Raw genomic sequence first — 25,061 nt, 5'->3', positions numbered from 1 at the left:
TCCTTCACTTCTCCTTGTAGTCGGCGTCGACGACCTTTTCGCCGCTGGTACCCTGCCCGCCCTGGCTGGACTGCCCCGACTGCTGCTCCTGCTGGCCAGCCTGGCCTGCGGAGGCCTGCTGGTATACCTTCATGCCGACCTCCTGTATCTCCTTGCTCAGCCTGTCGTAGATGGGCCTGATCTTGGCCTCGTCCTTGCTTTCAATAGCCTCCCTCAGCTCCTTTATGGTGTTCCTGACCTTGTTCTTCGTCTCATCGTCAACCTTGCTGCCCAGCTCGTCCAGCGTCTTCTCCGATGTGTATATGAGGCTCTCCGCGTTGTTTATCAGTTCCACGAGCTCCTTCTTCTTCCTGTCCTGCTCCGCGAACTGCTCTGCCTCCCTCTTCATCCTCTCTATCTCTTCCTTCGTGAGCTTGTTCTTTGCGTTTATCACTATGCTCTGCTGCTTGCCCGATCCCTTGTCCACAGCTGAGACGTGCAGGATGCCGTTGGCGTCTATGTCAAATGTGACCTCTATCTGCGGTATTCCCCTCGGGGCTGGGGGTATGCCGACGAGGTTGAACATGCCCAGTGATACGTTGTCGGCAGCCATCGGCCTCTCTCCCTGGAGCACGTGGATGGTCACTGCCGTCTGGTTGTCCGCAGCGGTGGTGAAGATCTGCGACCTCCTCGTGGGTATTGTGGTGTTTGCCGGTATTATGGGCGTCATTACACCGCCCAGGGTCTCTATGCCCAGGGTCAGGGGCGTGACGTCCAGTAGGACTATGTCCTTTATCTCCCCGGCCAGCACCGCGCCCTGTATGGCAGCCCCTATGGCCACGCACTCCATGGGATCCACGCCACCCTCGGCTTTCCTTCCGAAGTAGTCCTCCACGTACTTCCTGACTATGGGCATCCTGGTTGGACCCCCGACGAGGATTATCTTGTTGATGTCGTTCTTCGTGAGCTTGGCCGCCTCCAGCGCCTTGTCCAGCGGGCCCTTTGACCTCTCTATTATGGGCCTAACAAGCTCCTCCAGCTTCGCCCTTGTGAGCGTGTACCTAAGGTGCTTGGGCCCCTGCGGAGTGGCGGTTATGTATGGCAGGTCGATCTCCGCCTGCAGTGTGGACGACAGCTCTATCTTCGCCTTCTCTGCTGCGTCCTTGAGCCTGATATATGCGTTCCTGTCCTGCAGGAGGTCTATGCCCTCCTTCTTCTTGAAGTCCTCAGCGAGGAACCTTATGATGGCCTCGTCCATGTCCTGGCCACCCAGCTGAGTATCACCCGAAGTGGAGAGAACCTGGAAGACGCCGTCGCCGAAGTCCATTATGGTCACATCCAGCGTACCTCCACCCAGGTCGTACACGAGGATCTTGAGGTTCTCGTTCAGCTTGTCAATGCCGTAGGCCAGGGACGCAGCCGTGGGCTCGTTGATTATCCTCCTGACAGTTAGGCCGGCTATCTCGCCCGCGTCCTTTGTGGCCTGCCTCTGGTTGTCGTTGAAGTAGGCAGGGACTGTTATGACGGCCTCAGTCACGGGCTCTCCGAGGAAGGCCTCGGCATCCCTCTTGATCTTCTGGAGTATGAAGGCTGATATCTGCTGCGGGGTGTACTCCTTCCCGAATATCTTGTACTTGTAGTCTGTGCCCATCTTCCTCTTGGCACCGAACACGGTACCCTCAGGGTTCAGGAGTGCCTGCCTCCTAGCAGGCTCGCCAACCAGCAGGTCCCCCTCCTTGGTGAAGGCCACATAGCTCGGGAACGACTTTCCACCTATGGAGACACCCTCTGCGCTTGGTATAACAACAGGCTTGCCAGAGATAACAACGGCGGCAGCCGAGTTGCTCGTGCCCAGGTCAATACCGATTATCTTTCCCATCTCACATCACCTCTTCCCAACCACTACCTTTGAGGTCCTGAGGACTTCGTCGTTGAGCATGTAACCCCTCTGTACCTCTTCAAGCACGTTGCCGTCCTCATCGGACGAGGTAACAGCGATGGCCTCATGCACGTACGGGTTGAACTTCTTCCCCTTAGCCTCTATGACCCTGAATCCAAACGAAGATAATATGTTGATCACCTGGTCGTAAAGTGCCTTCATCTGTCCGGTCTGGTCGGAGCGCTGTGCCGCCTCCAGGCTGTCGAGGAAAGGGAGGAGCGCCTTTATGACCTCCCGGCCGGCGTTCCTGACCTGCATGCTGACCTCTCTCTCCTTGGCCTTGATGAAGTTCTCCAAGTCTGCTCTCTGCCTCGCCACGTACTGAACCAGTTCGCTCTCCCTCTGCCTTAGCCTTGAGATCTCCTCATTCATCTGCCTGACTGAGTTGCTGTTCCTCTCCATGTTCCTGAGCTGGGAGTTGCGCATCTCTGTCTCTATGGGTGAGGCTATCCTGCGTGAGGCCGAATTCATCCGCACCTCTCACGTATTTTTACACTTCTATATTAACTTAACTATTCCGCACGGAGGGAGCAGAAGTACCTGGTCAGCGATCTGTGCTGCCTCACGGCCACGCAGTCGACGAGCCGGAAGCCATCCGCCATTTCCAGGACGCTCAAGTCTGACACTATCACAGATGCGTACCTGCCGTTCCTCAGGAGGGAGCGCATCCTCTCAAACGACACCTTGTAGAAGTCACCCCTGCTGTGCCCTCTTATGGACGCGTTCCTACCGTATGGCATGTCGGTGGCAATCGCGTCAACGCCGTCAACATCAAGCTTTGAAATGTCGGTGTTCAGGATCGTCCCGTCGATCCTGAAGTACTTGAGGTTGAGCCTGGCACCGTAGGCCATGTTGAGGGATACATCGTTGCCAATGACCCTGCGCCCCGTGAGGCCTGCCTCTATGAGGATCCCTCCCGTGCCGCAGAAGGGGTCAAGGAGCGTCTCACCCTTCCTGCACCTTGACATGTGGACGAGTAGCCTGGCGTACCTGGGGTGGAGCGATACAGGCGAGAAGAATGGCCTCAGCGGGGCCCTCCTGCCCTCGAACTGCTTCGGGTCCCTGGAGTGTACTGCCAGGCCCAGGTACCAACGGTCCGAGTGTATGGCCCTCAGCACAAAGTCCGGGTGCTCGAATGACACCCTGCCCCTTGCACCAAGCACATCTCCTATAACCCTCTCAAAGGAGCTGTCATGGCAGCCCCTCATGTCTGAGACCCTGACGTAGAAGCGCCCTTCCGGGATGCTGGCCCCCTTCAGGGCAGTGTAGTCATCAGCCGTCACCATGAGCCTGCTCACGTGGTTGATGAAGGCAGCGTCCCTCAGGTAGTCCGAGAAGCCACTTATGAGGGCGAACCTCTCACCCTCCCTCTCCACCTTAAACTCACCGGATGTGTCCTGCAGGGCCCTGAGCTCGGCCCCAGGGGCACCGTTCAGCTCTCCGGAAAACTCCACGATAAAGGTGTCCATCAGATGATTTTCACTGGCTCCTGCTCTCTATGGCTTCCCCCTTCTGCGGCTCTGCCGAGAGCCTTTTCAGCTCCTTCTGGAGGTCCTGGTGCATGCCCTCGTATACCTTTATGAGCCGCCTTATGGACCTCTTCACTGCGGCCTGTGGCTTGCCGCTCTTCACCTTCACGGTTATCTGTGGGTTATCGATGAGGGGGTGCTTGATGTAGTATCTCGATTCCTCGACGTTCTCGTCGTGAAGGAGCTCCTCCATGAGTGGCCTCAGGAGGGTGTTATCGTAATTGACCATCTCAAGCACAATTGTGTCCTTCTCCTTGGACACAACCGTGAACCTGGCTTCCATAGGCGCTGATTTGTTCCGGATATAAATAATATTCACTTCCCCGGCCGCGGCAGAACTTTGACCTGGCCATATGGGCTGGGCCGCCGCCTTTAACCAGCATGGACCCACAGTGTTTCCACCAGCGGTACAACGTCATTTCCGGAACCTCTGCCAGGGCCATGAGCTTGAATCTGCCACCCGTCATCCCACCAGTGCGGGTTGCTCCCGGCACAGCCTTGCCTTGTGGTGGTCACAGCACCTCCGGAGACCCAATCTTGATCTTGCATAACCGTGCGCCCGGCTGGAAGGAGTGGATAAACGTCGTATGTACGCACTGGTCTCCCCACCCCGTAATGGCACCCACAAGACCACCCGGATCCCGGCTGGGTGAGCACGGTAAGGTGAGCGCCACTTTGAAGTGGCCGGGGCAGTGGCTGCCCTTGCGCCCTCTGGGGGAATGCACCTGATGGGAACTTCTTAATAACATGTATGTAATCTCTGTTCAATGGAGTACCCGTCTGTGTCCCATGTGCTGGACCTCCGAGGTATGGAATGTCCTGCCCCCCTCAGGGAATTTGTGAGGAGGGTCACACCTTTGCCTGCAGGTACTGTGGTAAGCGCACTCGTGACGGACCCGGGTGCCGAGATCGATATAAGGTCTTGGAGCATCAAGACGGGTAACAGGGTTCTTGGGGTGGCACATGGCGATGGATACAGGGAGATCATAGTGGAAAAAGTGAGGTAGGTGTTAAGTCTATGGCAAGCCTGGCTAGTGTTCTCATAATAGGTGATGGGACTGCTGGAACCGTTGTGGCAAACAAACTAAAGTTCTTAGCTGGCAAGAGGGCTGAGGTCAGGGTGGTTGGCAACTCACAGAGGCACTACTACAAGGGAGACTTCATGTTCATCCCATTGAAGCTCAAGGACTACAAGGAGTGCTACAAGCCTCCTGAGTTCCTCTTCAACGCCGGGATCGATTACGTGAAAGAGGAGGTGGTGAGGGTTAACGTGGACCAGAGGCTCGTCACCCTGAGGTCCGGGAGGACACTGTCCTACGATTATCTCGTAATAGCCAGTGGCGCCAGGCTGGCACCTGAGGAGGTCCCGGGCTTTGAGGGCGAGGCGAGACACTTCTACACGCTGCAGAGGGCCATGGAACTGCAGGAGTACATGGACAGCTTCCAGGGCGGCAACCTCGTCATCGGGCAGTGCGCAGGCCCCATATCCTATCCATCCTCAACCTTCGAGTTCGCCCTCATGGCCAGGGACTACCTGGAATCCAAGGGGCTGCTCCAGAAGTCCAAGATACACTTCCTGATGCCCAGCTTAGGCATCTATTCTGACAGCTCGACTGCAGGCAAGATCGCCTCACTGCTCGGCTCCAAGGGCATAGAGGTTCACAAGGAGTTCGAGGTCAATACGGTTAACCCGAAGAACAAGGAGGTCATCTCAGTCAAGGGGGAGAAGCTAAACTACAGCCTCCTCGTTGCAGTCCCACCGCACAGGGGCCAGAGGTTCGTCAAGGATTCGTCCCTCGGGGACGACATGGGCTTCATAGAGGTTGACAGGAACACACTCAACCTGAAGGAGCACCCGGAGGTGTTCGTTGCCGGGGACGCTGCTAAGCTGCCCATCGACAAGACGGGCAGTGCTGCGCACTTCCAGGCAACCTACATCGCGAACCGCATAGCAATGGAGGTTGGCGGCAACTACACTCCGTCTACCTACATGGGCGAGAACGCATTCAACGCCGCAACCTCGGTGGGGAGGGGCATGACCTTCTACTCATCCTACAGCAGCTCCCCGAAGGCCACCTTCGAGAGCATGTCTGACTTCCTGATCAAGTGGACCTACTCCAGCACCTACTTCTCCAGTGTGGTGAGAGGTCTCATATGAGGTGGTTCGAATGAGTGAGGAAGAGATGGTTCAAAACACCGAAGCGAACGACGACATTGAGCCGCTGATAAGGGGGCTCATTGAAAACAGGGACGCGATCGAGTCCATGCTGAACTTCTTTGCAAAGCTGAAGAAGGCTGGGGTTCTGGACATGATGGAGGGCCTCTCCGAAGACTACCTGCCCACCGACATAGAGTTCATAGTGAGGTTCTTCAGCTCCAAGGAGTTCTCAACCGCACTGATCAAGGGTGCAAATGTCCTGATGAGCCTCCTGCACGCCCTTTCCAACGAGACCGTGGGAGATTCAATAAAGACGATAGCTTACAACTCCGAGAACATATGGGATGCCATGGTCTCCGGGGCCAAGAACCCGATCAATATAGGCATGCTGAGGCTGATGGCCATACTCAGGGATCCCGATGTGGCTGCCGGCTTCACCGCTGTTATCGCGGCCCTTAGGGAGATAGGGGCGGCTCTGAGGAAGGTGCCGCAGGAGCCAGAATGAGGGTCTCTTTCACAGCGACAGAGAGGGGGTTCCTGACCACAACAGAAGGGAAGGAGCAGATACACATCAAGAACTCGGTTTCAAACAACCTGCAGGACCATTCCCCCACGGAGCTGCTCATGCTGGCCATGGGAGGCTGCACCAGCGACGATGTCCTTAGCATGCTGGGCAAGATGAGGCAGAATGTCAGGACCTACAGGTGCGTTGTTGACGGGGAGAGGGAGGAATCCATCCCAAAGGTACTGAAGAGCGCTAACATACACTACATCATCGAAGGGGAAGTTGAACCGGAGAAGGCACTGAGGGCGATCAACCTATCTCTATCCAAGTACTGCAGCGTATCCATACTCGCGAAGAGGGGAGGTACAAGGGTCACATACTCCCTCACCGTCAACGGCAAGGTAATTGCAGAGAGGGAGAAGGCGCCCCTGGAAGGGAGCATAAGCCCCGAGGTCAGTAACCCATAACGGTCTTTAGGCCAGCCCCTGTGAGCACGAGGAGCGACCTCCCCTGCCATTTCCTCTTTTTATATGCAGCGTAAACGGTGGCACTGCTCACCTCGCAGAATAGGCCAGCCCTTGAGAGTTCGGCATGGGCCGACATTATCTCCTCATCGGAGACCATCACGCATGTCCCGCCGGTCTGCCTCACTGCCTCAGCCACCTGCACCCCGAGTACCGGTTTCTGCGTGACAAGTGCGTCTGCGACGGACTGGCCATCAACAGGCGGTTCGTACGGCCTGCCCTCAAGGATGTGGCATATCGGCGACACCTTTTCCGGCTGCACGCCCACGATCTCCGGCATGCTGCCGATCTCTCCGCTCTCCAGGAGGTGCCTGAGGCCCCTGTGCAGGCCCAGCAGGAGCGTGCCTGCGGATACAGGCACAAATATGCGGTCAGGCATGGAGCCACTGTACTGCTGGAATACCTCATAAGCCAGCGTCCTTATGCCATCCCTGAACTCCGGCATGAGGACATGGCTTGCATAGACCCCATCCGCCCCCATGGCAGCCCTCTGGACGTCTTCCCTTGAGCCCTCCACCCTCACCACCTCGGCCCCGTAGCTCTCTATCTGCCTGATCTTCTCCTCCCTTGCCCTGGAGCCCGTGAATATCCTGACCCTAAACCCTGCGGCCGAACCGTAGGCTGCAATGGCTGCACCGGCGTTCCCGCTGGAGTCCTCATTTATTGTGCCGTGGTCCATCCTGCCCCTGAGGAATGAGACGAGGGCCCTTGCTCCCCTGTCCTTGTAGGAGAATGTTGGCGAGAGATAATCGAGCTTGAAGTCTGCCCCGCCGGCACTGACGATGGGTGTCTGCACCTCACCTAGGCTTATCCACCTTGAGACGTATGGAAAGTTGTCCTGCAGCCTGTCCGAGTACTTGCCACTGACCTCAATATCGAATGGCGAGCCGCAGTGGCTGCACCTTGCCTCCAACCCGTGCCTCTCCCTGCCGCAGCCCAGGCAAAAGACCCTGCACTCCATGCACCACAATGGTTAAGAAAAATAAAAATGGGTGTGGTCAGAGCTGTGCGTAATACTCTTCATCGTATGGTTCCGGCTTCAGGCCCTTCCTGGTCCTTATCTTGGCTACCACCTCGTCCTGAAGCTCGGGCGGCACCCTCTGGTACCCGTAGTTCTCGGAGCTCCACAGCACTTTGCCTCCGGTGGCACCCCTGATGGCGGAGGCGAAGCCGAACATCCCTGCGACAGGCACCCTGGCCACTATGACCATCTCATCTCCCTCCTGGTTCATTTCTTCCACCACGCCCCTCCTCTGCTGTATCTCGTTGGTGACCGCCCCCATGACTTCCATGGGGCAGTTGATGAAGACCTTCTGTATGGGCTCCAGGAGCACCCTCTTCGCCTGGCACATTGCACCGTATATGGAGTTCCTGCCTGCAGGGATCACCTGTGCCGGGCCCCTGTGTATGCTGTCCTCGTGCAGCTTCGCATCAACGAGCAAGCACTTCACACCGTACACCCTCTCGTTGGCCAGCGGCCCCCTCCTCATGACCTCCGTGAAGGCCTCGATGAGCAGCTCCATGGTCTCGTCAAGGTACTGAATACCCTTCGTAACATCGACCAGGACGTTCATGCCCTCAACCGCAACCAGGCCCCTGGCCTGCTCCCTGTCCATGCCCGCCTGCTGCAGCAAGTCCACTATGCTCTTCTTGTCCTTGAACTTCGAACCCTGTGGTATCTTGTTGTCCTTTATGAGGTCTATGACACCCTGTTCGAGGGGCTCAACCACGAAGTAGAACCTATTGTGCTTGTTCGGGGACTTCCCCTCGAACGGGCCGCCCCTGTGGTCCACTGTTTCCCTGTACACGACTATCGGCTCGGAGGTCTGGACGTCCACCTTGTAGTCGTTCCTTATCCTGTACAGCGTGACCTCCAGGTGAAGCTCACCCATTCCCGAAATGAGGTGCTCGCCCGTCTCCTGGTTGATATCCACCTGTATTGATGGGTCAGCCTTGGATATGTTCCTCAGCACATCGATAAGCTTCGGCAGGTCCGCTGTGTGCTTTGCCTCTATGGCGAGCGTGACGACGGGCTCGCTGTAGTGCACCATGGGCTCGAACGGCTCCATCTGCACTGACGATACCGTGGCACCTGCCTGTGCATTCTTCAGGCCGACTATTGCGGCTATGTTTCCAGCAGCGATCTCCTCCACCGGTATCCTGTCCGGCCCCACCATCATTGAGAGCACCTGGACCTTGCTCTTCTGTGACCCAGCCGTGGATACGTAGAGCTCGCTCCCCTTGCGCAGCCTGCCGCTGAAGACCCGTCCCACAGCGATCTCGCCCGCGTGTGGGTCGATGATCATCTTCGTTATCATCATGCTGACAGGGCCATCGTGGTCGCAGTTCAGCATTGCCTTGCCTATCTCCGAATCAATGTCCCCCTTCCAGATCTGCGGTATCCTGTACTTCTGTGCCTCCCTTGGGTTCGGCAGGTGCCTTATGACCATGTTGAGGACTGTCTGGTGCAGTGGTGTCTTCTTGGCCAGTTCCTTCTGCCTCCCGTCCCTCACGTACTCATATATCTCCTTGAACGTTATCTTCGTCCTGTTCATGGCAGGAACGGATGTTGCCCAGTTGTTGAAGGCAGAGCCGAATGCCACCTTTCCCTCTTGCACGTTGACCTGCCATGCCTGCTTGAACTCCGGTGGGGAGTACTTGGCAAGTAGCCTGTTCACGTCAGTGATGATCTTCGCGAAGCGCCTCTGCATCTCGTCGGCGTTGAGCTTCAGCTCGTTGATGAGCCTGTCCACCTTGTTTATGAACAGTACCGGCTTGACCTTCTCCTTGAGAGCCTGCCTTATCACGGTCTCTGTCTGTGGCATAACGCCCTCCACAGAGTCCACAACGATTATGACCCCGTCCACGGCCCTCATGGCCCTGGTCACGTCGCCGCCGAAGTCCACATGCCCGGGCGTGTCGATCAGGTTAATCAGGTATGAGTTGCCCTCAAACTCATGGACCATGGATGCCACGGCCGCATTGATCGTGATGCCCCTGGCCTGTTCCTGCTCATCATAGTCAAGCATCAGCTGCTTTCCGGCCAGGTCCTCACTCATCATGCCTGCCCCGGCAATAAGGTTGTCACTTAACGTGGTCTTGCCATGGTCAATGTGGGCAGCAATGCCCATGTTCCTGATCCTCTCAGGGTTTTCAATCAGTGACTGCGCTTTCTGGATGTTGTCCTCCTTTCTACCCATAAGTACACCCTTGAAGGTTACAGACCCATATCTGTTACCCTTATATTAATAGTGCAGAGTTGCCCTCAGTCTCTGAAAGTGCATTGGATTCCGCACACATACACAATAATGTGAATGCCCCGTGGAGGGGCGATTGGGGCTAATGCCCTTTCCCATGGCACCGGCCCAGTGGCGCCTCCTGCCCCCCAGATCCGCCCGAGCATGACCAGGCACACAACCGTCCCCAATGAGATTGGCGGCCTGAACTGGATGTTCCGCTGGACAGGTACTGCATACCACAGTGGCCCTCACACTCACACCTGGGAGAACGGTTCAACCCTTGGAGCCACGATCCGGCTGCCCGCACGGAGGAGTCCCACCCATGGCCAGGTGAAAGCCTTGGCACGGTTGGATCAATGGCCATGAATTCAGGGGAAAGGATCACAGAGAAGCTCTGTGCCAAAGCTTGAGGATGGAATGCGCCGGGTATGTGTCCCTCAGGAAAACGATGAAGGGTGAGAAGTGTATCCGTTTCAGCCCGGCAGAATTGAAAATTCCATTGGGGTGTTTTTGAAAAAATTCAGCTCCTTATCTGGATCTCGATCTGGACGCCGTCAGGGATGGGCACCCTCATGAGCTGCCTCAGTGTCCTCTCGTCTGCATCGACGTCGATGAGCCTCTTGTGTATCCTCATCTCCCACCTGTCCCAGGTGCCGGAGCCCTCGCCGTCCGGGCTCTTCCTCACCGGCACCACAAGGCGCTTTGTGGGGAGTGGGACAGGACCGTGTATCTCCACACCGGTCCTGTTGGCTATGCCCTTTATCTCGTTGCAGACCATGTCCACTACCTTGTGTTCGGTGCCGCTCAGTGATATCCTTGCCTTGTATGAGACCACAGGATCACCCTTACTTGGCTTCTACGTCTATGCACTGGCCAGCGGCAACCGTCTGGCCCATGTCCCTGATGGCGAACCTCCCGAGCTGCGGGATGTCCGACACCTTCTCTATGACGAAGGGCCTGTCCGGGACGATCTTGACCACGGCTATGTCCCCGGTCTTTATGTAGTCCGGGTTCTCCTTCAGCGTGGTGCCGTCCTTGGGGTTCACTGTCTTAATTATCTGCTCGAACCTGCAGGCCACCTGCGCTGTGTGCACGTGGAACACCGGCTTGTAGCCAACTGCTATCGCGCTCGGGTGGTTGAGCACCACTATCTGGGCCGTGAACGCCCTCACTACTGTGGGCGGCGATGTGACGTGGCCGCAGACATCGCCCCTCTTTATGTCGTTCTTGGCTATGCCCCTGACGTTGAAACCGACGTTGTCACCTGGCTCGGCCTGCTGCAGAGGCTCGTGGTGCATCTCAATGGACTTGACCTCGCCCTGCTTGTCCGCAGGCTGGAAAACGACCTTGTCGCCCACCTTGAGCACGCCGGTCTCCACCCTGCCCACTGGCACAGTGCCTATGCCGGTGATCGAGTAGACGTCCTGGACCGGAAGCCTGAGCGGCTTGTCTATGGGCTTCTCCGGCACCTTCAGGTTGTCCAGGGCCTGGAGGAGCGTTGGCCCGTTCCACCACTTCAGGTTCTCCGAGGGCTTCGTTATGTTGTCTCCCTTGTAACCGCTTATCGGGATGATGGGCACATTCCTGTACCCGATGGGTGTGAGCAGCTTCTCGATCTGCTGCTTTACCTCCTCGAACCTCTTCTGGCTGTACGGCGGCTGCGTGGCGTCCATCTTATTGACCACGGCAATGAGCTGCTGCACGCCAAGTGTCTTGGCAAGGAATGCGTGCTCCCTGGTCTGTGCCATCACTCCCTCGCCGTCCCTTGCGGACACAACCAGGACTGCAGCGTCTGCCTGGCTTGCACCTGTGATCATGTTCTTGACGAAGTCCCTGTGGCCAGGGGCATCGATGATTGTGAAGTAGTACTTGTCTGTCTCGAACTTCCTGTGCGCCAGGTCAATGGTAACGCCTCTCTCCCTCTCCTCCTTGTACCTGTCCATGACCCACGCGAACTCGAACGTCGCCTTACCCTTCTCCTCTGCCTGCTTCCTGTACTCCTCAATTATGTGCGCCGGTATCTCTCCGTGCTCGTAGAGCAGGCGACCTACCAGTGTCGACTTGCCGTGGTCCACGTGCCCTATCGTGACCAGATTTATGTGTGGTTTCTGCTGTGCCATAAACTTTCACCTGATGTCCTTTTCTACATTTCTTTCGCATATAAGGATTTTCTTTATCGAAAACCCCGGAATGGGTAACGCCGCTCAGCTTATAAGCACTGCGATCCCCAACCTGCCGTATCCTGATGGGTATGCAAAAACAATTTATGCCAGCCCAGCCTGCAGGTGCCGTGATAAGCGCCGTTCATGTCGTACCGCATGGCGACGAGCTCATCGACCTCCCTGACGCGAACGCCAGGGCCATGAGCTCACATGTGGCTAGGGTTCTCGCCAGGGACAGCGCAGGTACCGCCCTGGTGATGTCACCCCACTCCTTCCGCCTCTCAGGACGGATAGGTGTATCCCTCAACGAGAGGGCCACAGGGTCCTATTCAACGGGCAGGAGGAGGATCCGGATGTCCCGGCGGATAGACACTGGACTCGCCCGTTCCATATCTGGCCTGCCGGACGCATGCTCCATCACATTCATGACCGAGAGGGGGGAGAAGAGCATATTCCCGCTCGACTTCGGCTCTATGATACCCCTACGTTTCATGCCTGCAAGGAAAATAGTCGTGCTGACCCAGGCCAGGGACCTTCCGAGGGAGAGCCTGGTCATGTTCGGGCAGAACATGGGGAGGTTGCTTGATGGGGCTGACGGCGCGTACTCTGTTATCTTCTCTGCCGACCAGGCCCACACCCATGCGGCAGATGGTCCCTATGGATACTCACCGGAGGCCAGCATTTATGAGGAGGCTGTCAGGAGGGCCTTCATTTCAGGGGACCTGGCCCATCTCCTTGACATAGATGAGGAGACCGTGCAGGGGGCAAAGCCCGACAGCTACTGGGAGCTCCTTGTGCTCCATGGCCTCCTCAAGGAACTGGGGCTTCGCATCCACTACATCTACGGGTACGTGGCCCACTACTTCGGCATGATGCTTGCCTCCACTGCAGTTGAACAGTGAGGGGAGAAGCATAGATCCGCACCGTTCCACTCTGCAGGACGTTTTGCGTTTCCGTGTGTCATTTAGTTCACTTTTGCCGGTAGAAAAAATATATTCATCCAGGAAATATCGTGGCGATGAGCACTGAGAGGAAAATAGAACTGGCCATAATAGTTGCGTCCGTTGTTACCGCCGCCTTTGGTTTTGCTGTTGTGATTAGGCCCTTCTGATTTTTTTTCTCGCCTGTGTCTTTCTCCTCCCCTGTGGAGCGGAACTAAAATTAGGTATCTGTCATTACCCAGCCATGGACTACACGGACGAGGTCATGAGCCTGCCCGCGCAGGTGCTCTCCTCAGCACCGTTTGAGCTGGAACGCGGATACAGGCACATTGTATTCTCTGGCATGGGTGGCTCCGGAGTGGTCGGCAGGATAGCCTCTGAGTTCCTGAGCGTGCCAGTGGTGCTGGTGGACGACTACAGCCTGCCGGAGTACGTTGGCAAGGAAGACCTCCTGATATCCATAAGCTACTCGGGAAACACGGAGGAGACCATAAGCGTCACCCAGATGGCCCTGGAGCGTGGGATGGATGTCGTGGCTATAACCTCCGGGGGCAGGCTGTCCAGTATGGTGAGGAAGGTGGTGAAGGTGCCTGGTGGCCTGCAACCTAGGGCAGCCCTGGGCTACATGCTCACACCAGTACTGGAGACATTCATCGGCAGGGAGTTCAGGAAGGAGCGTGTGGTCGAGGCCATGAGGTCCGTGGAGGGCAGGCAGGAAGAGATCGGTGGCCTGGCCAAAGAGATCGTGTCTGGAAGGCTGATCCCGGTCATATACGGCTTCTCCCCATTCAGGGCCGTGGCGTACAGGTGGAAGACTCAGTTCAACGAGAATGCCAAGATAATGGCCTACAGCAACTACTTCCCGGAGCTGAACCACAATGACACTGTCCCGCTGAAGGGCACTTACAGGAAGGAAGAGTTCAAGTTCCTCGTTTTCTGGCCCCCCGAGGACCCGAGGATAGGGAAGAGGATAGAAGTCACTGAACAGGTAACAGGATCGAGGTTCCAGAGGATAGAGGCAATCTCAGTGGACAGGGTCTCCAGGCTATTCGAGCTCATCTACTACGGTGACCTCCTAAGCCTCAGGGTTGCACATGAGAGGAAGGTGGACCCGAGAGACGTGTCCGTAATAGAGGAACTAAAGGGCAGGCTCCTCTGATTCCTTTGCAGCCCCCTCCATGGAGAGGATCCTCGAGCTCCCCGGTGGGAGTACCCTCTCGACCTCGTCTCTGTCCACCCCGAGGAACTCCGATACCCTTGCGACCACCTCCTTTCTCCTCACATCGCCGGGCACGATTCTGACCCTCTTCCCTTCCCACTTCTCCCTGTGAGGGAATGCCATCACCAGTTCCTCGCCGCGGTAACTGTACATCCCTATGTCCAGGTCCAGCGGCAGGTCGAAGAGGTAGTTACGCTTACCCCTCACTATCCATGAGCCTGTCGCCACATACTCACCGGATTCGGGGGTCTTGCTGACCTGCTGCGGGTAAACCCAGTATGCAGAACCTGAGCTTACGCCCGCTGGCCAGGCCCTGGAGAACGAGACAGCAAAGGCGCAGGCCTCCCTTATTGTCGCCTCGCCCGGCTGCTTGTCACCCTCAACCTTTATCAGGGTGCTAGGCGCGCCGTACAGGTCCGCATGCACGTAGAGGTCCCTGTCGGTCATGTGTTTCTTCACCAGTTTCTCATTGCTCCTGGCATCCCTGCCCGCCACAACAAGGAAGCCCTCAGAGGTGAAGAACCACCTGTATGCCTCGAACCAGTACTTCTGCTGCCTCCTGGGCCGGTTCTCGCGCTTCCTCGATGCCTCCTCGAGCCTCAGCGTCTCCTCAAGCGCCTTTGCTGCCCCCTCTGCCTTCTGCTTCATCTCCTTGGCCTGGCCGAAGAGCGCGCTTGCGTTCTCACCTGCGCTCTTCCGGATATCCACACTGAATTCCATTCCCTCGCAGGAGACAACAGCAGTCCTGCTGGCCTTGTCAAGGGATACCGCCCTGCACTGCCCCGCTTCGACGAGATCGCCTTCCCTCAGGTGCCTGATTATCGCATCGAGATCCTTCAGGTGGGACATGGCCACGGAGCCAAGTCTCCTGAACTCCTCTTCCCTCTTCCTGAACTCCTCTATGCTCCTTCTCTGGGACTCGATACGCCTCCTGAGGGGCGATTCCTCATCCGCTACGGATGTGGTGTCAAGGAACTCGGAGTATGCCAGGTTCAGGTCCTCATATACCCGGTCTGGCTCCCTTCCCAGGTGGCTCAGGAGGACAGGGGATAGTATGCCCTCGCCGGAGTAGAGGTATGCCCTGCCCCTCGATGCTTCATCGAGTAGGTCCCTGAAGCCCCTTAGAATGGATTCCGAAAGGCCAAGGCTCTGGGCCGCAGGCGCCGACTTGTCAGCGCCTATCCTGTGTATCAGCTCCTCTGCGAACTCTCCACCGAGGTTCATCCTGGTGGCTACGGTCTGCACGAGGCTTGCACTGCTGGATGCAAGCATGGAAGAAATCTCCTGTGCGCCAAAGGCAGATGGGTCCGATAGCGAAGGTGGCACATATGGCTCACCGCGGAGTATCTTCCTGTTCCTCCACTCCCTGGGGTTGAGGGCATACTCTATCCTGCCGTCCTGTACCACGATGAGGTTCCCCTCCCTGAACATCTCGAATACCACCTCACCGTTTCCCGACAGGGAGAAGCGCATGACCCTGTCGAAGTTAACCTGCTGCACCTCCAGTATCTTCCTGTCACCGAGCATCTTGCGCAGCATCATCGCCAGTGATGTTGGCTCTTCCGGCCTCTCCACATCCTTCAGGAATATCCCCTTTCTAAGCGCTATGAAGAGCATGAGCCTGGAGGAGACCGGGGAATGGAGCTGGAACAGGAAGCTGTCCGGGGATACCTGGTAGACCTTCTTGATGAACGAGCCGGCCAGGGCTTCCCTGTTGGCGTGCAGGAAAGCATAGAAGTCAAGCGAGGAGGCCTTGTCCTTCATTTCCACTCCCCTACACCGGGCACAGGTAGTCAGGCACGACAGCAATTACTGATGCAGATGGGTCCTCCCTGAGTATCATCTTCGCCACGTGCACCGCAGCTGCCCCCCTGGGGCCTGAAATCAGGCCCCTTGACTTGAACAGGTCCACCCTGCTTCTCTCCGCATCCTGCGGAGACACGGTGAATGACCTGTCAATCACGGACGGGTTCAGAGCCGGAGGGAGGCTCTCCACATGCCTCCTTATGCCACCGAAGCGCTCCTCCGTCCTCTCCCCCTGGAGGACCGCAACGATCCTTATGTTCTCGTTCCTCTCCCGGAAGAAGGCCCCGAGGCCAGATATGATCCTGCCATCCCTCACGGGCACAACGATGTCCGTTATTTCCCCACCAGCCTGGGACCACAGCTCCACGCCGGTGTACCTGTAATAAGCCCTTGCACCCTCCTCATCTCCGTTGAGGTCAAGGAACAGTTCCGCATCCCTGCCACGCATCACCGCGCCCTCCAGGCCCCCTGGCACATGCATTTCCGGTGCGATGACCGGCCTTAAGCCGTGCCAGAAGCAGAAGGAGAGGAATGAGAGTACCTCATCCTCATGTATATCGGCCCTGACACTCATTCCGCTCCTGGCCTCACCCCTCCTTTCCCTTTTCTCGTATATGGCCTGCAGCGCCCTCGACACGGCGTTGTTGCCTGGCAGGCAGTTCTCCATCTTCACATGAAGGCCATCCTGCAGCCTCACCAGAGGTGTGAAGTATGCCTGTGGGAAGAGCGAATCGGTTGACCATCCGCAGTTGCTCTCAAGACCTTCCAAACCGAGCACCACCCACCTCTATCCCTAATTCATATATGTTTTTGCACTAGGATGAGCTAACGTTAAGAGCAGCAGACCATTCTGGTTTGTGTGGAGCAGTCCGGCGAAGAGGCCATGAGGAGCGTCATGAGGGCTGTTGAGCAGCACCCAAAGCTCACAGGTAAAGTGCGCATGTGCCAGGGTGAGCAGTGCCAGTCCGAGGTGGAGAGGGCGATTTCCGACGGCTCGATCCTCATTATGCTGGAGCCCAGGGGACCTGAGCCACTTTTCAGGAGGCTCTACCTGGTCAGGTCGCCGGCACTGATCCTGTGCGGTAGGCATAGTACAGTGAGCGAGACTGTGAAGTGCCAGAGGTTCCACGACCTCATAGAGGGGTCAGAGATAGCATACACGAATGGACTCTCGGGAAAGGCCATGGAGCAGATTTTTACTCACGTGAACAATTTCCTGACCCGTGTCCTCGAGGAAGTCGGTCATGGAGATACAGGTCAGGTACTCTGACCTCGATACCCTGGGCCACGTGAACAACTCCGTCTACCAGAACTACTTCGAAATGGGGAGGATCATGTTCCTGGAAAGTGCGGGTTTTCCCCATGAGAGCGATAGGCACAGCTTCGTGGTGGCGCACATGGAGGTTGACTATATCAGGCCGGTGCACCTCGGGGACAGGATAACACTGGAGACAGAGCTGGAAACCATCGGGAACACGAGTCTCACCTTCCGCCACACGCTTTACAGGGACGGAACGGAGGTGTGTGCAAGGGCCAGGGCAGTCCTGGTTTACAGGGAGAATGGCCAGAAGGCCAGGGTTCCGGACGCACTCAGGGCCCTGCTGCGTGAAGGTCACATCGGCACGACCACATAGGGGAACCAGCCACCCGAGGCAGGCACAAATGGTATCATAAGGTACAGGGCCAGGTGCGCGCATATTGCGGGGTACGGGTTCCTCTTCAGGTAGTAGAGGCCTCCGTAGAAGATGCCGGTCGCGAACATGTCGAGGACGAAGAGCACTGAATAGGCACCCGGATAGGCCCCTGGCTGCATCACCACAGCGCTGAGGTAGAAGACTGTGTACACTATGGACTGTATCACGATTGCCCTGCCCATGCCCACCCTCCTGCCTAGGTACACAGGAAAGATGTAACGGAAGTTCAGGTCCTCTATCAGCACCGGATAGTATGCGGTGGAGAAGATGAAGGAGACCGGCTGCCTGTCCGCTATGTAGGCAAATACGAACACGATTATGACAGCCACGAGCAACCATATCCAGTTGTTCAGGAAGGCTCCCCTGAGGTTTTCCCTCACATCCCTCACGTAGATGAAGCACAGGACGAAGAAGAGCGGCGTTATGAGCAGGTAAAGTAGGTACGTTAGCTCGCTGGGCCTGCCGAGTAGCAGGTAGAAGAGCGAGACCTGCACAGCCTCTGTGGAGGCGAAGATGAGCGGATCACGCAACCTGCTGCCTGGCAACTCCAGGACCCCTTGAATACCTGGACAGGACGAAGTTTGTGGCAAGCCACATTACGGGAATCGTCAGTGCCCACAGGTACAGTGAGAACTCGACCTGCTGGACGTCCGGGAACACCCCCCACACGACCCTACCTCCTACAACTGTCACGTAAAATACGACCAGTGCGACCATGCTGAACATCATGGCGACAAACTCCATGTATACGTGCCTTGCCTGCTCATCCAGCGAGAGGTAACTCAGGGAGGTCAGAAATGCTGAGAGGAAGGCACTGATACCCATGAGGCTGAAGTACACGGGCGACGTGTACGCATTGTAAGTGAATGGTGGAACAAACCACAGGATCATCAAGATGGCGGCAGCGACCGCAAGCGTGTATGTTGTTCCCCTGCCCATCCGCACCCTGAAGCCCTTCATGCCGTTCACAAAGAACAGGAGGGAGAGCGCAAACAGTGACATGTCCGAACCGAAGAAGAAATAGACGCTTCTCTGGAGACCAAGTGATACCCCGATGGAAATGGCGGCCATGCAGAGGACAAGGAGGATCCCTGAGACCAGCGTATACCTCCTCATGCCCGTGAACCTGAGCCTGCCGGAGAAGACATCGATACCCATGGAGTACCTGGAGGTGATGAGGTAGTTCGTGGCTGACACGAAGGCCGCGCTTTCAATGATCAGTGGGAACACGAATACGCTTATAAGCAGGACGACCAGGCTGGGAAAGGAGGCCACTATGCTCTCACACTGGCAGCTCAGTGCAGATGCGAAACTGGAGAAAGTCCCACCTATGCCGTAGAGCCTGGAGCCCCTCAGGTACGATATTATCGAGAGGTAGTTGTCCGTGAGCACAGCGGAGAGGAAGGTGAACAGAATGAAGGTCTGCAAGCTGGATGTGAGTGTGTACCGCCTGGTGAACAGGACAACTCCCCACTGGTAGAAGGCGGTGACACCTTTAGGAGATACATCGTCGTATATGGATGCCAGGGAGACACCAATATCTGCAGGGCTGTATGTCAGGCGGACTACACCACCTATCAGGTACATGAAGGAGTAAATGGCCATGAAGGCAAACGGCCTGGCCCTCTCGTAAACGCCGTGTACGTCCTTCAGGTACTCCCTCACGTTGATTGCAAAGCCCACCACTGGGAAGACCATGAGCTGGGGATAGAGCACAGAGGCCGAGGCCAGAAGTATGAACATGGACATTGACAGTCCTGCGAAATAGGAAGAGATCCTGCTGTACCGCTTCCAGGCTGGCCAGGAGAGAAGAGTGATGGCGACTGCCAGCGATATGTAGAACTGCAGTGTTACGTCAGGATATATTATCACGATCCTCTCCAGTGTACCGAAGGCAAGAAAGGCCGCCAGGGAAGCATAGGATATTAGGAGGTCTGTCAGGGTGTGTGTCCTCAATCTACCACCCGACAGCCACCAGCCACACCGAAACGAGGATCAGCAGTAGGTACAGGTTGGAAAAGTGGAATGCCCTCTTCAGGGACGGCGTATCGCTGGAAACAAGCAACCTGCCCGTTAGGTAGAGGAACGCCACATCAGAGGCTATTGCTATTGGGAAATAGGCCCGGCCCAGGTCCATATGCACGAAGAACGGGATGAGTGTGTATGCAACCAGGACGACCGTGTTGGTGAATATCCACCTAGTGCTTGCCTTAACCCCCTTGACCACCGGCAGCATAGGTACATCCGCTTGGATGTAGTCCTCAACCCTGCTCGATGCCAGGGACCAGAAGTGCGATGGTGTCCAGAGGAAGACCAGGAAGGCCAGGAACAGACTTGTTGAGGACACTGACCCGGTTAAGGAGGACCAGCCTGCAAGAGCCGGGAAGCTGCCTGCAATGCCACCTATTACTATATTCCATATTGTCCGCCTCTTCAGGATCACGGTATAGAGCACAAAGTAGCTCAGGAACCCACCGAATATGAAGAGCGATGTCAGAGTATTCAGGTATATCTGTGAGATAGCCATGGAGAGGGCAATCATAAGGGTTGCCACAGCGATGTAGAGGTTCCTTGTTTTCCAGTTGATCAGTTTAGTCCTGTACTCTGTCCTCTTCATCCTCCCGTCGATATCCTGGTCGTAGATATTGTTGAAGAGGGCAGAAGAGAATGAGGCCAGGGACCCTGAAACTAGGAGCGGTGCGAGGAGGGCAAGCCTAAGTGTGCTGCCAGGGACGCTAAGGAAGGCCGAGACCGCAACAATATCTATAAGGACTGTTATCTCAACCTTAAAAATACCGAGGAATTCCCTAGCCTTCAAATGAAATCACCGGTCTATGTCCTGGATACGAGGTGGACAATGTCTGAGGTAATCATGTCCTGTGTGTAGGAGCACCCACAGTTAATTGAATTGGAAGAGTTCACTATTGAATAGTCCGTCACCACACTTGAGCTCGTTGTGTTGTTGCTTGGTGGGAGGCCTATGTATGGTGGGTTGTCCGTTATCACTATCAGTGCCACCATGGTTGTCGGGTGCACTGTGCACCAGTAGGTGTAGTAACCCGTCTTGTCAAACACGTATATACCCGTTGACTTATGGCCTATTGTCTGTGTGATCTGTGCTATTGAAAGCACGGTGTAGGCATTACCCCTGTTCTCTGTCTTGCCAGGGTTAATTGTCAGTGTGTGCGGAAGGCCGTCCTCCTCGATCACAGTGAACACAACCTTTGTGCCTGGCTTAAAGTACAGTGTGGGGTTTACCACACCGTGGTTGTAGTTCCAACCCGCAGCGTCTGCCCAGATCGTAACGTCCACCGTGTACTTGTAGTCGTTTGGATTGAAAGGCCTGCCGCCGGCCTGAGGGGCTGTGGCTATGAACGATATGGCCAGGGCTACAACAACCACAACGGTTACTGCAAACACCAAACCTGGCTTTGCCAAATCACTCACCTCCTCCTGCCTCTGGGCTCGGCAACTCAATTCTAGATTCCAAGGCATTTGAAATATCTGTCGTGGGCTGCTTGACCCAGCTCTTCGCTATGTTGTAGAGGAAGATCAGCTGGCCGATGCCAATGATTACTCCGCCTGTAACTGCACCGTCCTGGAATGGCATGAAGAACGGGAAGTAACCCGCAACGTACCTCGGCATACCCAGGAAGCCACCGATTGTCCATGATATGGACATCAGGAAAGAGCCTATTGCGGTGAGGTAGAAGTGCCACCTGGCGAGCCTCTCATCGTACACCCTCCCGGCCGAGAGTGTCGGGAAGAGGATGTAGAAAGCCGCAAAGGTGCCACCCATCGTGACACCGATGAATATGAAGTGGAAGTGGCCTGTGACCCAGTAGGTGCCGTGCACTATCTCGTTAACTCCTACGTTAGACTGCATCACGCCTGTTATGCCGCCGATGACGAAGTCCATTATTCCGTTTATGACGAAGAGCATAGGTGTCGTGAGCCTTATGCGATTAGCAGTCCAGAGTGTTGCGATCCAGTTGAAGACCGTGAGCGCCGAAGGAATAACCACAAGGAAAGATGTGGTGCTGAAGAAGAGGTCCCACGTTATGCCAAGGCCTGAGTTAAAGAGGTGGTGGCCCCAGACTAGCTCGCTCAGAACCATGAGGAGCCCAAGGGCGAAAACTGCTGAAGTGTAGCTGTAAACCTTGGCATCTGTGAATCTGGAAATGACCTCATAGAAGAGGCCGAAGAAGGGAATCACAGCGATGTAAACTATCGGGTGCCCCCAGAACCAGAAGAGCACTGCGAAGAGCAGGACTGAGTGCGTGGAAGCGGTGAAGAATATTGGGTTGAAGAAATCGTAGAAAAGCATGCCCAGACCCACCATTAGCGGGGGCGCAGAGGAGAGAATCATTATGACGGTGAACACCACTCCCCAGACAAATACAGGCATCCTGCTCAGGGGCACACTCTCCGACCTGTCTAGGAATATTATCTTGAGTAGTACTGCGGATGCTATGGATATGCCCACGAATATAAGCTCTAGGCCTATGACAGCCAGCCAGTTATCGGGCCCTGCACCGTACGGAGCCAGCTGCAAGGCGAGCGGCGGATAGAAGTACCACCTGGTGGAAGTTCTCGAGATAAGTATGAAGACGCCGCCAAGCAGCCAGATCCAGTAAGCAGCTGAAGACCATGGGCCCATGTTGTCTCTCTTGATTTTGAGCATGGTTGGAACGAGGTAAAAGGAGAGACCGGTTGCTGAACCAAGCGCGAACATGTAGATCATGAGGGTTGCGTGCTCTGTTGTCAGTATGTTGTATATTATCGGCGGCGTTATAATCGGGTTGTAGTAGACAAGTGAGACCCTCATTATAACTCCGAAGGCCCCTGCTATGAACATGAACAGGAGGCTTGTTATCAGGAACCTAAGGCCTATGCTCTTTGAGTCGTCAAAGAAGAATATGGATCCATCGAGTGCCCTCAGTTTTCCAAGGTTCTTATCCCTTCCATAAGTACCTATATCTTCATATCCCGCCCTAGTGGCTTCCTCTTCGAGCGCGATTTTCTTTGTGTTAACGTAGTAGTAGAGGTAGAAGAGGAGAACCCCAACCACGGATAGAGATATTACCGCACTGAGCAGAGTTACGAGTTGACCCATCAGCTCACCACCGTCAGGAATCCACGCATCAAATAGTGATCCTCCCCACAGTATTCAACACACTCGAAGTAGTACGTACCGACCTTCGTTGGTTCAAAGGATACCGTGTTGTTGTGGCCGGGTACCGCGTAAACCTGTACTCCCATCTGCGGGATCAGTAGGTCGTGTATGACGTCTTGAGAACTTACCATCAGGGTGTAGGTGTGATTGACCTGCAGTGTCAGTGCATCAACACTCTTTGTGCCATTTGGATAGACAAATGTCCATGACCACTGTGCCCCTATGACCTGGATAACCGTTGAGTTAGGCGGTATTGGGCTATTCGCCGGCCTCGCGATATCATACTCGTGGCCAACTACGTAGACGTAGTTAACAGTAGCGGAGCCGACAAGAACCACAACAACCGCAATGGCCCACATCAGTTCCTTTTTCAGTTTATCGTTCATCTGAAATCCTCCCCCACGTCAGTGACCTTGACCCCCTTCTTGACCACTGGATAGTACAGGAGCATCAGAGTAACAGCACCACAGGCGATGCCAGTGCCCATGAAGGGTGCAGCGAATACTGCTACCTGCTGTCCCGGATCACCTCCAAAGAATATACCGAAGAGGTGGTACAGAATGAATGTGGCTGCAATCCCTATGACCACTGAAATAATGAGAAACATGGTGACCATTCTGGCACCGTGTGTCATAGGGTTAGTATTGAAAGACTGTATTTAAAATTTTTTAGCGAGACGCAGGCGGAAGCCTATTTTGTTGATTCCATAGAACATGGCCGTTCCTTTCTTAACAAATTGTATTTAAATATATCGCACCACCGTCCCCGGAACTTCCTATCTGTGAACGATCAAATATATTCAGGTTCAGGATATGGAAAATGTTGGTGTGGACCTGAACTTCAGTCCACGTCTGTGGTGGCTACCTTCACCTTCTTGCCCTTGGGCGTATCTTCTATTGGCTCGAACTTGGACTTATGCCTTTCGAGCACCCTCGGAAGCGATGTATACTCCATGTCATCCTCAGGCAGCCTGTGTGGCTCGAATGGGCCCATCCTCCGCAGGTAGTCAGCAATCTCGACTGCGGTCCTCCTTGCACCATCGAATGCGGGGTCATCGAACATATCCACGGGCCCACTTAGTGCACCGTCCTTGTAGACAAAACCCAGGGCCACAACCCTCGGCGGGCCGTCAAATCTGGTCATCTTCGCATCCTTCATGCCCACAGGCATCAGTGGGCCGTTGAATGAGCCGCGCATCCACCCTGATACAAGGTAGGGGTGCGCAAAGGCCTCGAGAACCTCGCCGGCAGCCGGTAGACCGGACTGTATCCTCACGACGCCAGCAGGGTCGTCCTTACCAACATATTCCCCGGCTATGAGGGAGAGTTTGTCTGTGGAAATGACAGCAACGTTCTCGTCCGGCAGCTTCTCATGGGTCTTCTTGGTGTATACCCTCTTTATCACATACCTGCTCTTCGAACCTATCAGCCCCAGGATGTCATAGGTGTTCTCCGGCGTAGCCAGCTTGATCTTCTTTCCCTCTATTATGTCCCATATCTCGAAAATGAAACCCTCGTGCATGTTCGGGTCGATCACAAGGCCAGGTGTGTTGAACGGGTCTCCAAACATCCTGAAGATGGGCAGGTTGAAGGCACCGGGCTCGGTCTTATCCATCATGAAGACAATGAAAGGCTCTGAGGGTCTCGCATTTATCTCCATCTCCGCAACTCCAGGGCCCATGCCCTTCACGTTCCCTGAGAAAGAGTCCTTCAGCAGGTCCTGGCCCGCCCCGTACAGGCCATACTTCTTGGCAACAACGGTGCCCGCCTTGAAGGCTTCCCAGGCTAGCCTGTGGACCTCCTCGTCATCCGTCCCCCGTGTGTGAATCATAGTTATTTGAATGTCATCACCGACGTGAGAGATATAGTAGGACTTCAACAAGCTGCTCCCGTGCTCCTTCACATAGCCCTCGACTTCGTCCACGACAGGCTTGAATACCGTTGAGTGACCGGGCAGGCTCCCTATATCCGCTTTTATGTGCGAAATTGTTACCTTCATACATTACATATCAATCATATAGTATAAAAATGTTGACATGATTCAACGTTCTATACGTCACATAGCTTATTATTTTAATTCCTCAATACGTCATTTACGCACAGGTGTATGCAAATTCTGTCTTTCGTTAAGACTCAGTTCCGTTATCTGTCGAAAAAGATGAGAATGGGCAACTGCTCAAATGTTATAAAT

26 protein-coding genes are annotated in these 25,061 nt (G+C 55.5%); 8 read left to right on the top strand and 18 right to left on the bottom strand.

The features are described 5' to 3' along the window. Positions 1–4: 4 nt before the first annotated feature. The 4 genes from dnaK to IEW66_RS07775 are packed head-to-tail and all read right to left on the bottom strand — an operon-like array spanning position 5 to position 3,730. Positions 5–1,858, bottom strand: a complete 1,854-nt coding sequence (gene dnaK, locus IEW66_RS07790) for a molecular chaperone DnaK (protein ID WP_188681679.1) — start codon at positions 1,856–1,858, stop codon at positions 5–7. A gap of 6 nt (positions 1,859–1,864) precedes the next feature. Then, on the bottom strand, positions 1,865–2,389 hold the full coding sequence (locus IEW66_RS07785) for a nucleotide exchange factor GrpE (protein ID WP_188681678.1): 525 nt from the start codon (positions 2,387–2,389) through the stop codon (positions 1,865–1,867). A gap of 41 nt (positions 2,390–2,430) precedes the next feature. Further along, complete coding sequence (locus IEW66_RS07780; protein WP_188681677.1) at positions 2,431–3,387, bottom strand: hypothetical protein; 957 nt, start codon at positions 3,385–3,387, stop codon at positions 2,431–2,433. A gap of 10 nt (positions 3,388–3,397) precedes the next feature. Beyond that, positions 3,398–3,730 (bottom strand): DNA-directed RNA polymerase subunit L, encoded by a 333-nt coding sequence (locus tag IEW66_RS07775; protein ID WP_188681676.1) that lies wholly within the window; start codon positions 3,728–3,730, stop codon positions 3,398–3,400. Positions 3,731–4,214: 484 nt separating this feature from the next. Here IEW66_RS07775 and IEW66_RS07770 point away from each other — a divergent pair, with 484 nt between their 5' ends. Genes IEW66_RS07770 through IEW66_RS07755 form a run of 4 tightly spaced genes read left to right on the top strand, consistent with a single transcriptional unit; the run spans position 4,215 to position 6,577 of the window. Further along, complete coding sequence (locus IEW66_RS07770; protein ID WP_075057601.1) at positions 4,215–4,454, top strand: sulfurtransferase TusA family protein; 240 nt, start codon at positions 4,215–4,217, stop codon at positions 4,452–4,454. A gap of 11 nt (positions 4,455–4,465) precedes the next feature. Further along, positions 4,466–5,605: an NAD(P)/FAD-dependent oxidoreductase gene (locus IEW66_RS07765; protein ID WP_188681675.1), complete on the top strand. Its 1,140-nt coding sequence runs from the start codon at positions 4,466–4,468 to the stop codon at positions 5,603–5,605. Between the two features lie 10 nt (positions 5,606–5,615). Beyond that, positions 5,616–6,110 (top strand): DUF1641 domain-containing protein, encoded by a 495-nt coding sequence (locus IEW66_RS07760; RefSeq protein ID WP_188681674.1) that lies wholly within the window; start codon positions 5,616–5,618, stop codon positions 6,108–6,110. Beyond that, the gene (locus IEW66_RS07755; protein WP_188681673.1) at positions 6,107–6,577 is read left to right on the top strand and encodes an OsmC family protein; all 471 of its coding nucleotides are present in this window, start codon (positions 6,107–6,109) and stop codon (positions 6,575–6,577) included. Before IEW66_RS07760 ends, IEW66_RS07755 begins: the two co-directional genes overlap by 4 nt. Here IEW66_RS07755 and IEW66_RS07750 read toward each other — a convergent pair. From IEW66_RS07750 to tuf, 4 genes are all read right to left on the bottom strand, one after another. Beyond that, positions 6,564–7,595: a pyridoxal-phosphate dependent enzyme gene (locus IEW66_RS07750; RefSeq protein ID WP_188681672.1), complete on the bottom strand. Its 1,032-nt coding sequence runs from the start codon at positions 7,593–7,595 to the stop codon at positions 6,564–6,566. The genes IEW66_RS07755 and IEW66_RS07750 overlap by 14 nt on opposite strands. A 37-nt stretch (positions 7,596–7,632) precedes the next feature. Continuing rightward, positions 7,633–9,834, bottom strand: coding sequence for an elongation factor EF-2 (locus IEW66_RS07745; protein ID WP_188681671.1), 2,202 nt, complete (start codon positions 9,832–9,834; stop codon positions 7,633–7,635). Between the two features lie 559 nt (positions 9,835–10,393). Next, the gene (rpsJ, locus tag IEW66_RS07740) at positions 10,394–10,708 is read right to left on the bottom strand and encodes a 30S ribosomal protein S10 (protein ID WP_188681670.1); all 315 of its coding nucleotides are present in this window, start codon (positions 10,706–10,708) and stop codon (positions 10,394–10,396) included. 10 nt (positions 10,709–10,718) lie between these two features. Continuing rightward, a complete protein-coding gene (gene tuf, locus IEW66_RS07735) occupies positions 10,719–11,993 on the bottom strand; it encodes a translation elongation factor EF-1 subunit alpha (protein WP_188681669.1) in 1,275 nt (424 codons plus the stop codon). 170 nt (positions 11,994–12,163) lie between these two features. Here tuf and IEW66_RS07730 point away from each other — a divergent pair, with 170 nt between their 5' ends. Continuing rightward, positions 12,164–12,937, top strand: coding sequence for a DODA-type extradiol aromatic ring-opening family dioxygenase (locus tag IEW66_RS07730; RefSeq protein ID WP_188681668.1), 774 nt, complete (start codon positions 12,164–12,166; stop codon positions 12,935–12,937). Positions 12,938–13,220: 283 nt separating this feature from the next. Then, positions 13,221–14,135, top strand: a complete 915-nt coding sequence (locus IEW66_RS07725; RefSeq protein WP_188681667.1) for a bifunctional phosphoglucose/phosphomannose isomerase — start codon at positions 13,221–13,223, stop codon at positions 14,133–14,135. Here the strand turns inward: IEW66_RS07725 and rqcH are convergent. Continuing rightward, positions 14,115–15,959, bottom strand: coding sequence for a ribosome rescue protein RqcH (rqcH, locus tag IEW66_RS07720; RefSeq protein WP_188681666.1), 1,845 nt, complete (start codon positions 15,957–15,959; stop codon positions 14,115–14,117). The two genes, IEW66_RS07725 and rqcH, sit on opposite strands and share 21 nt — an antisense overlap. A gap of 10 nt (positions 15,960–15,969) precedes the next feature. Beyond that, positions 15,970–16,770 carry a pyridoxal-phosphate dependent enzyme gene (locus IEW66_RS07715; protein ID WP_188681665.1) on the bottom strand — a complete coding sequence of 267 codons (801 nt, stop codon included), beginning with the start codon at positions 16,768–16,770 and terminating at the stop codon, positions 15,970–15,972. Positions 16,771–16,860: 90 nt separating this feature from the next. Between IEW66_RS07715 and IEW66_RS07710 the strand changes: the two genes are divergently transcribed. Continuing rightward, positions 16,861–17,271 (top strand): hypothetical protein, encoded by a 411-nt coding sequence (locus IEW66_RS07710; RefSeq protein WP_188681664.1) that lies wholly within the window; start codon positions 16,861–16,863, stop codon positions 17,269–17,271. After that, positions 17,246–17,635, top strand: a complete 390-nt coding sequence (locus tag IEW66_RS07705) for an acyl-CoA thioesterase (RefSeq protein WP_229657571.1) — start codon at positions 17,246–17,248, stop codon at positions 17,633–17,635. Before IEW66_RS07710 ends, IEW66_RS07705 begins: the two co-directional genes overlap by 26 nt. Here IEW66_RS07705 and IEW66_RS07700 read toward each other — a convergent pair. The 8 genes from IEW66_RS07700 to fbp all read right to left on the bottom strand — a co-directional run bounded on the left by IEW66_RS07700 (position 17,614) and on the right by fbp (position 24,869). After that, positions 17,614–18,240 carry a CPBP family glutamic-type intramembrane protease gene (locus IEW66_RS07700; RefSeq protein WP_229657570.1) on the bottom strand — a complete coding sequence of 209 codons (627 nt, stop codon included), beginning with the start codon at positions 18,238–18,240 and terminating at the stop codon, positions 17,614–17,616. The two genes, IEW66_RS07705 and IEW66_RS07700, sit on opposite strands and share 22 nt — an antisense overlap. Further along, positions 18,218–19,651, bottom strand: a complete 1,434-nt coding sequence (locus IEW66_RS07695; protein WP_188681661.1) for a hypothetical protein — start codon at positions 19,649–19,651, stop codon at positions 18,218–18,220. The genes IEW66_RS07700 and IEW66_RS07695 overlap by 23 nt, the downstream gene beginning before the upstream one ends. A 1-nt stretch (position 19,652) precedes the next feature. Then, the gene (gene cyoE / locus IEW66_RS07690; RefSeq protein WP_188681660.1) at positions 19,653–20,513 is read right to left on the bottom strand and encodes a heme o synthase; all 861 of its coding nucleotides are present in this window, start codon (positions 20,511–20,513) and stop codon (positions 19,653–19,655) included. Positions 20,514–20,527: 14 nt separating this feature from the next. Continuing rightward, positions 20,528–21,133: a cupredoxin domain-containing protein gene (locus IEW66_RS07685; protein ID WP_188681659.1), complete on the bottom strand. Its 606-nt coding sequence runs from the start codon at positions 21,131–21,133 to the stop codon at positions 20,528–20,530. 1 nt (position 21,134) lies between these two features. Continuing rightward, positions 21,135–22,811 (bottom strand): cytochrome c oxidase subunit I, encoded by a 1,677-nt coding sequence (locus IEW66_RS07680; RefSeq protein ID WP_188681658.1) that lies wholly within the window; start codon positions 22,809–22,811, stop codon positions 21,135–21,137. Further along, entirely contained in the window at positions 22,811–23,257 is a 447-nt protein-coding gene (locus IEW66_RS07675) for a cytochrome c oxidase subunit II (RefSeq protein ID WP_188681657.1), read from the bottom strand. Before IEW66_RS07675 ends, IEW66_RS07680 begins: the two co-directional genes overlap by 1 nt. After that, positions 23,254–23,505, bottom strand: coding sequence for a hypothetical protein (locus IEW66_RS07670; RefSeq protein WP_188681656.1), 252 nt, complete (start codon positions 23,503–23,505; stop codon positions 23,254–23,256). Before IEW66_RS07670 ends, IEW66_RS07675 begins: the two co-directional genes overlap by 4 nt. Positions 23,506–23,711: 206 nt before the next feature. After that, entirely contained in the window at positions 23,712–24,869 is a 1,158-nt protein-coding gene (gene fbp, locus IEW66_RS07665; RefSeq protein WP_188681655.1) for a fructose-1,6-bisphosphate aldolase/phosphatase, read from the bottom strand. Positions 24,870–25,061 lie beyond the last annotated feature (192 nt).

This window comes from Thermogymnomonas acidicola (assembly GCF_014646795.1).
Taxonomy (GTDB): Archaea; Thermoplasmatota; Thermoplasmata; order Thermoplasmatales; family Thermoplasmataceae; genus Thermogymnomonas; species Thermogymnomonas acidicola.
This window is presented reverse-complemented; position numbering and strand designations above follow the sequence as displayed.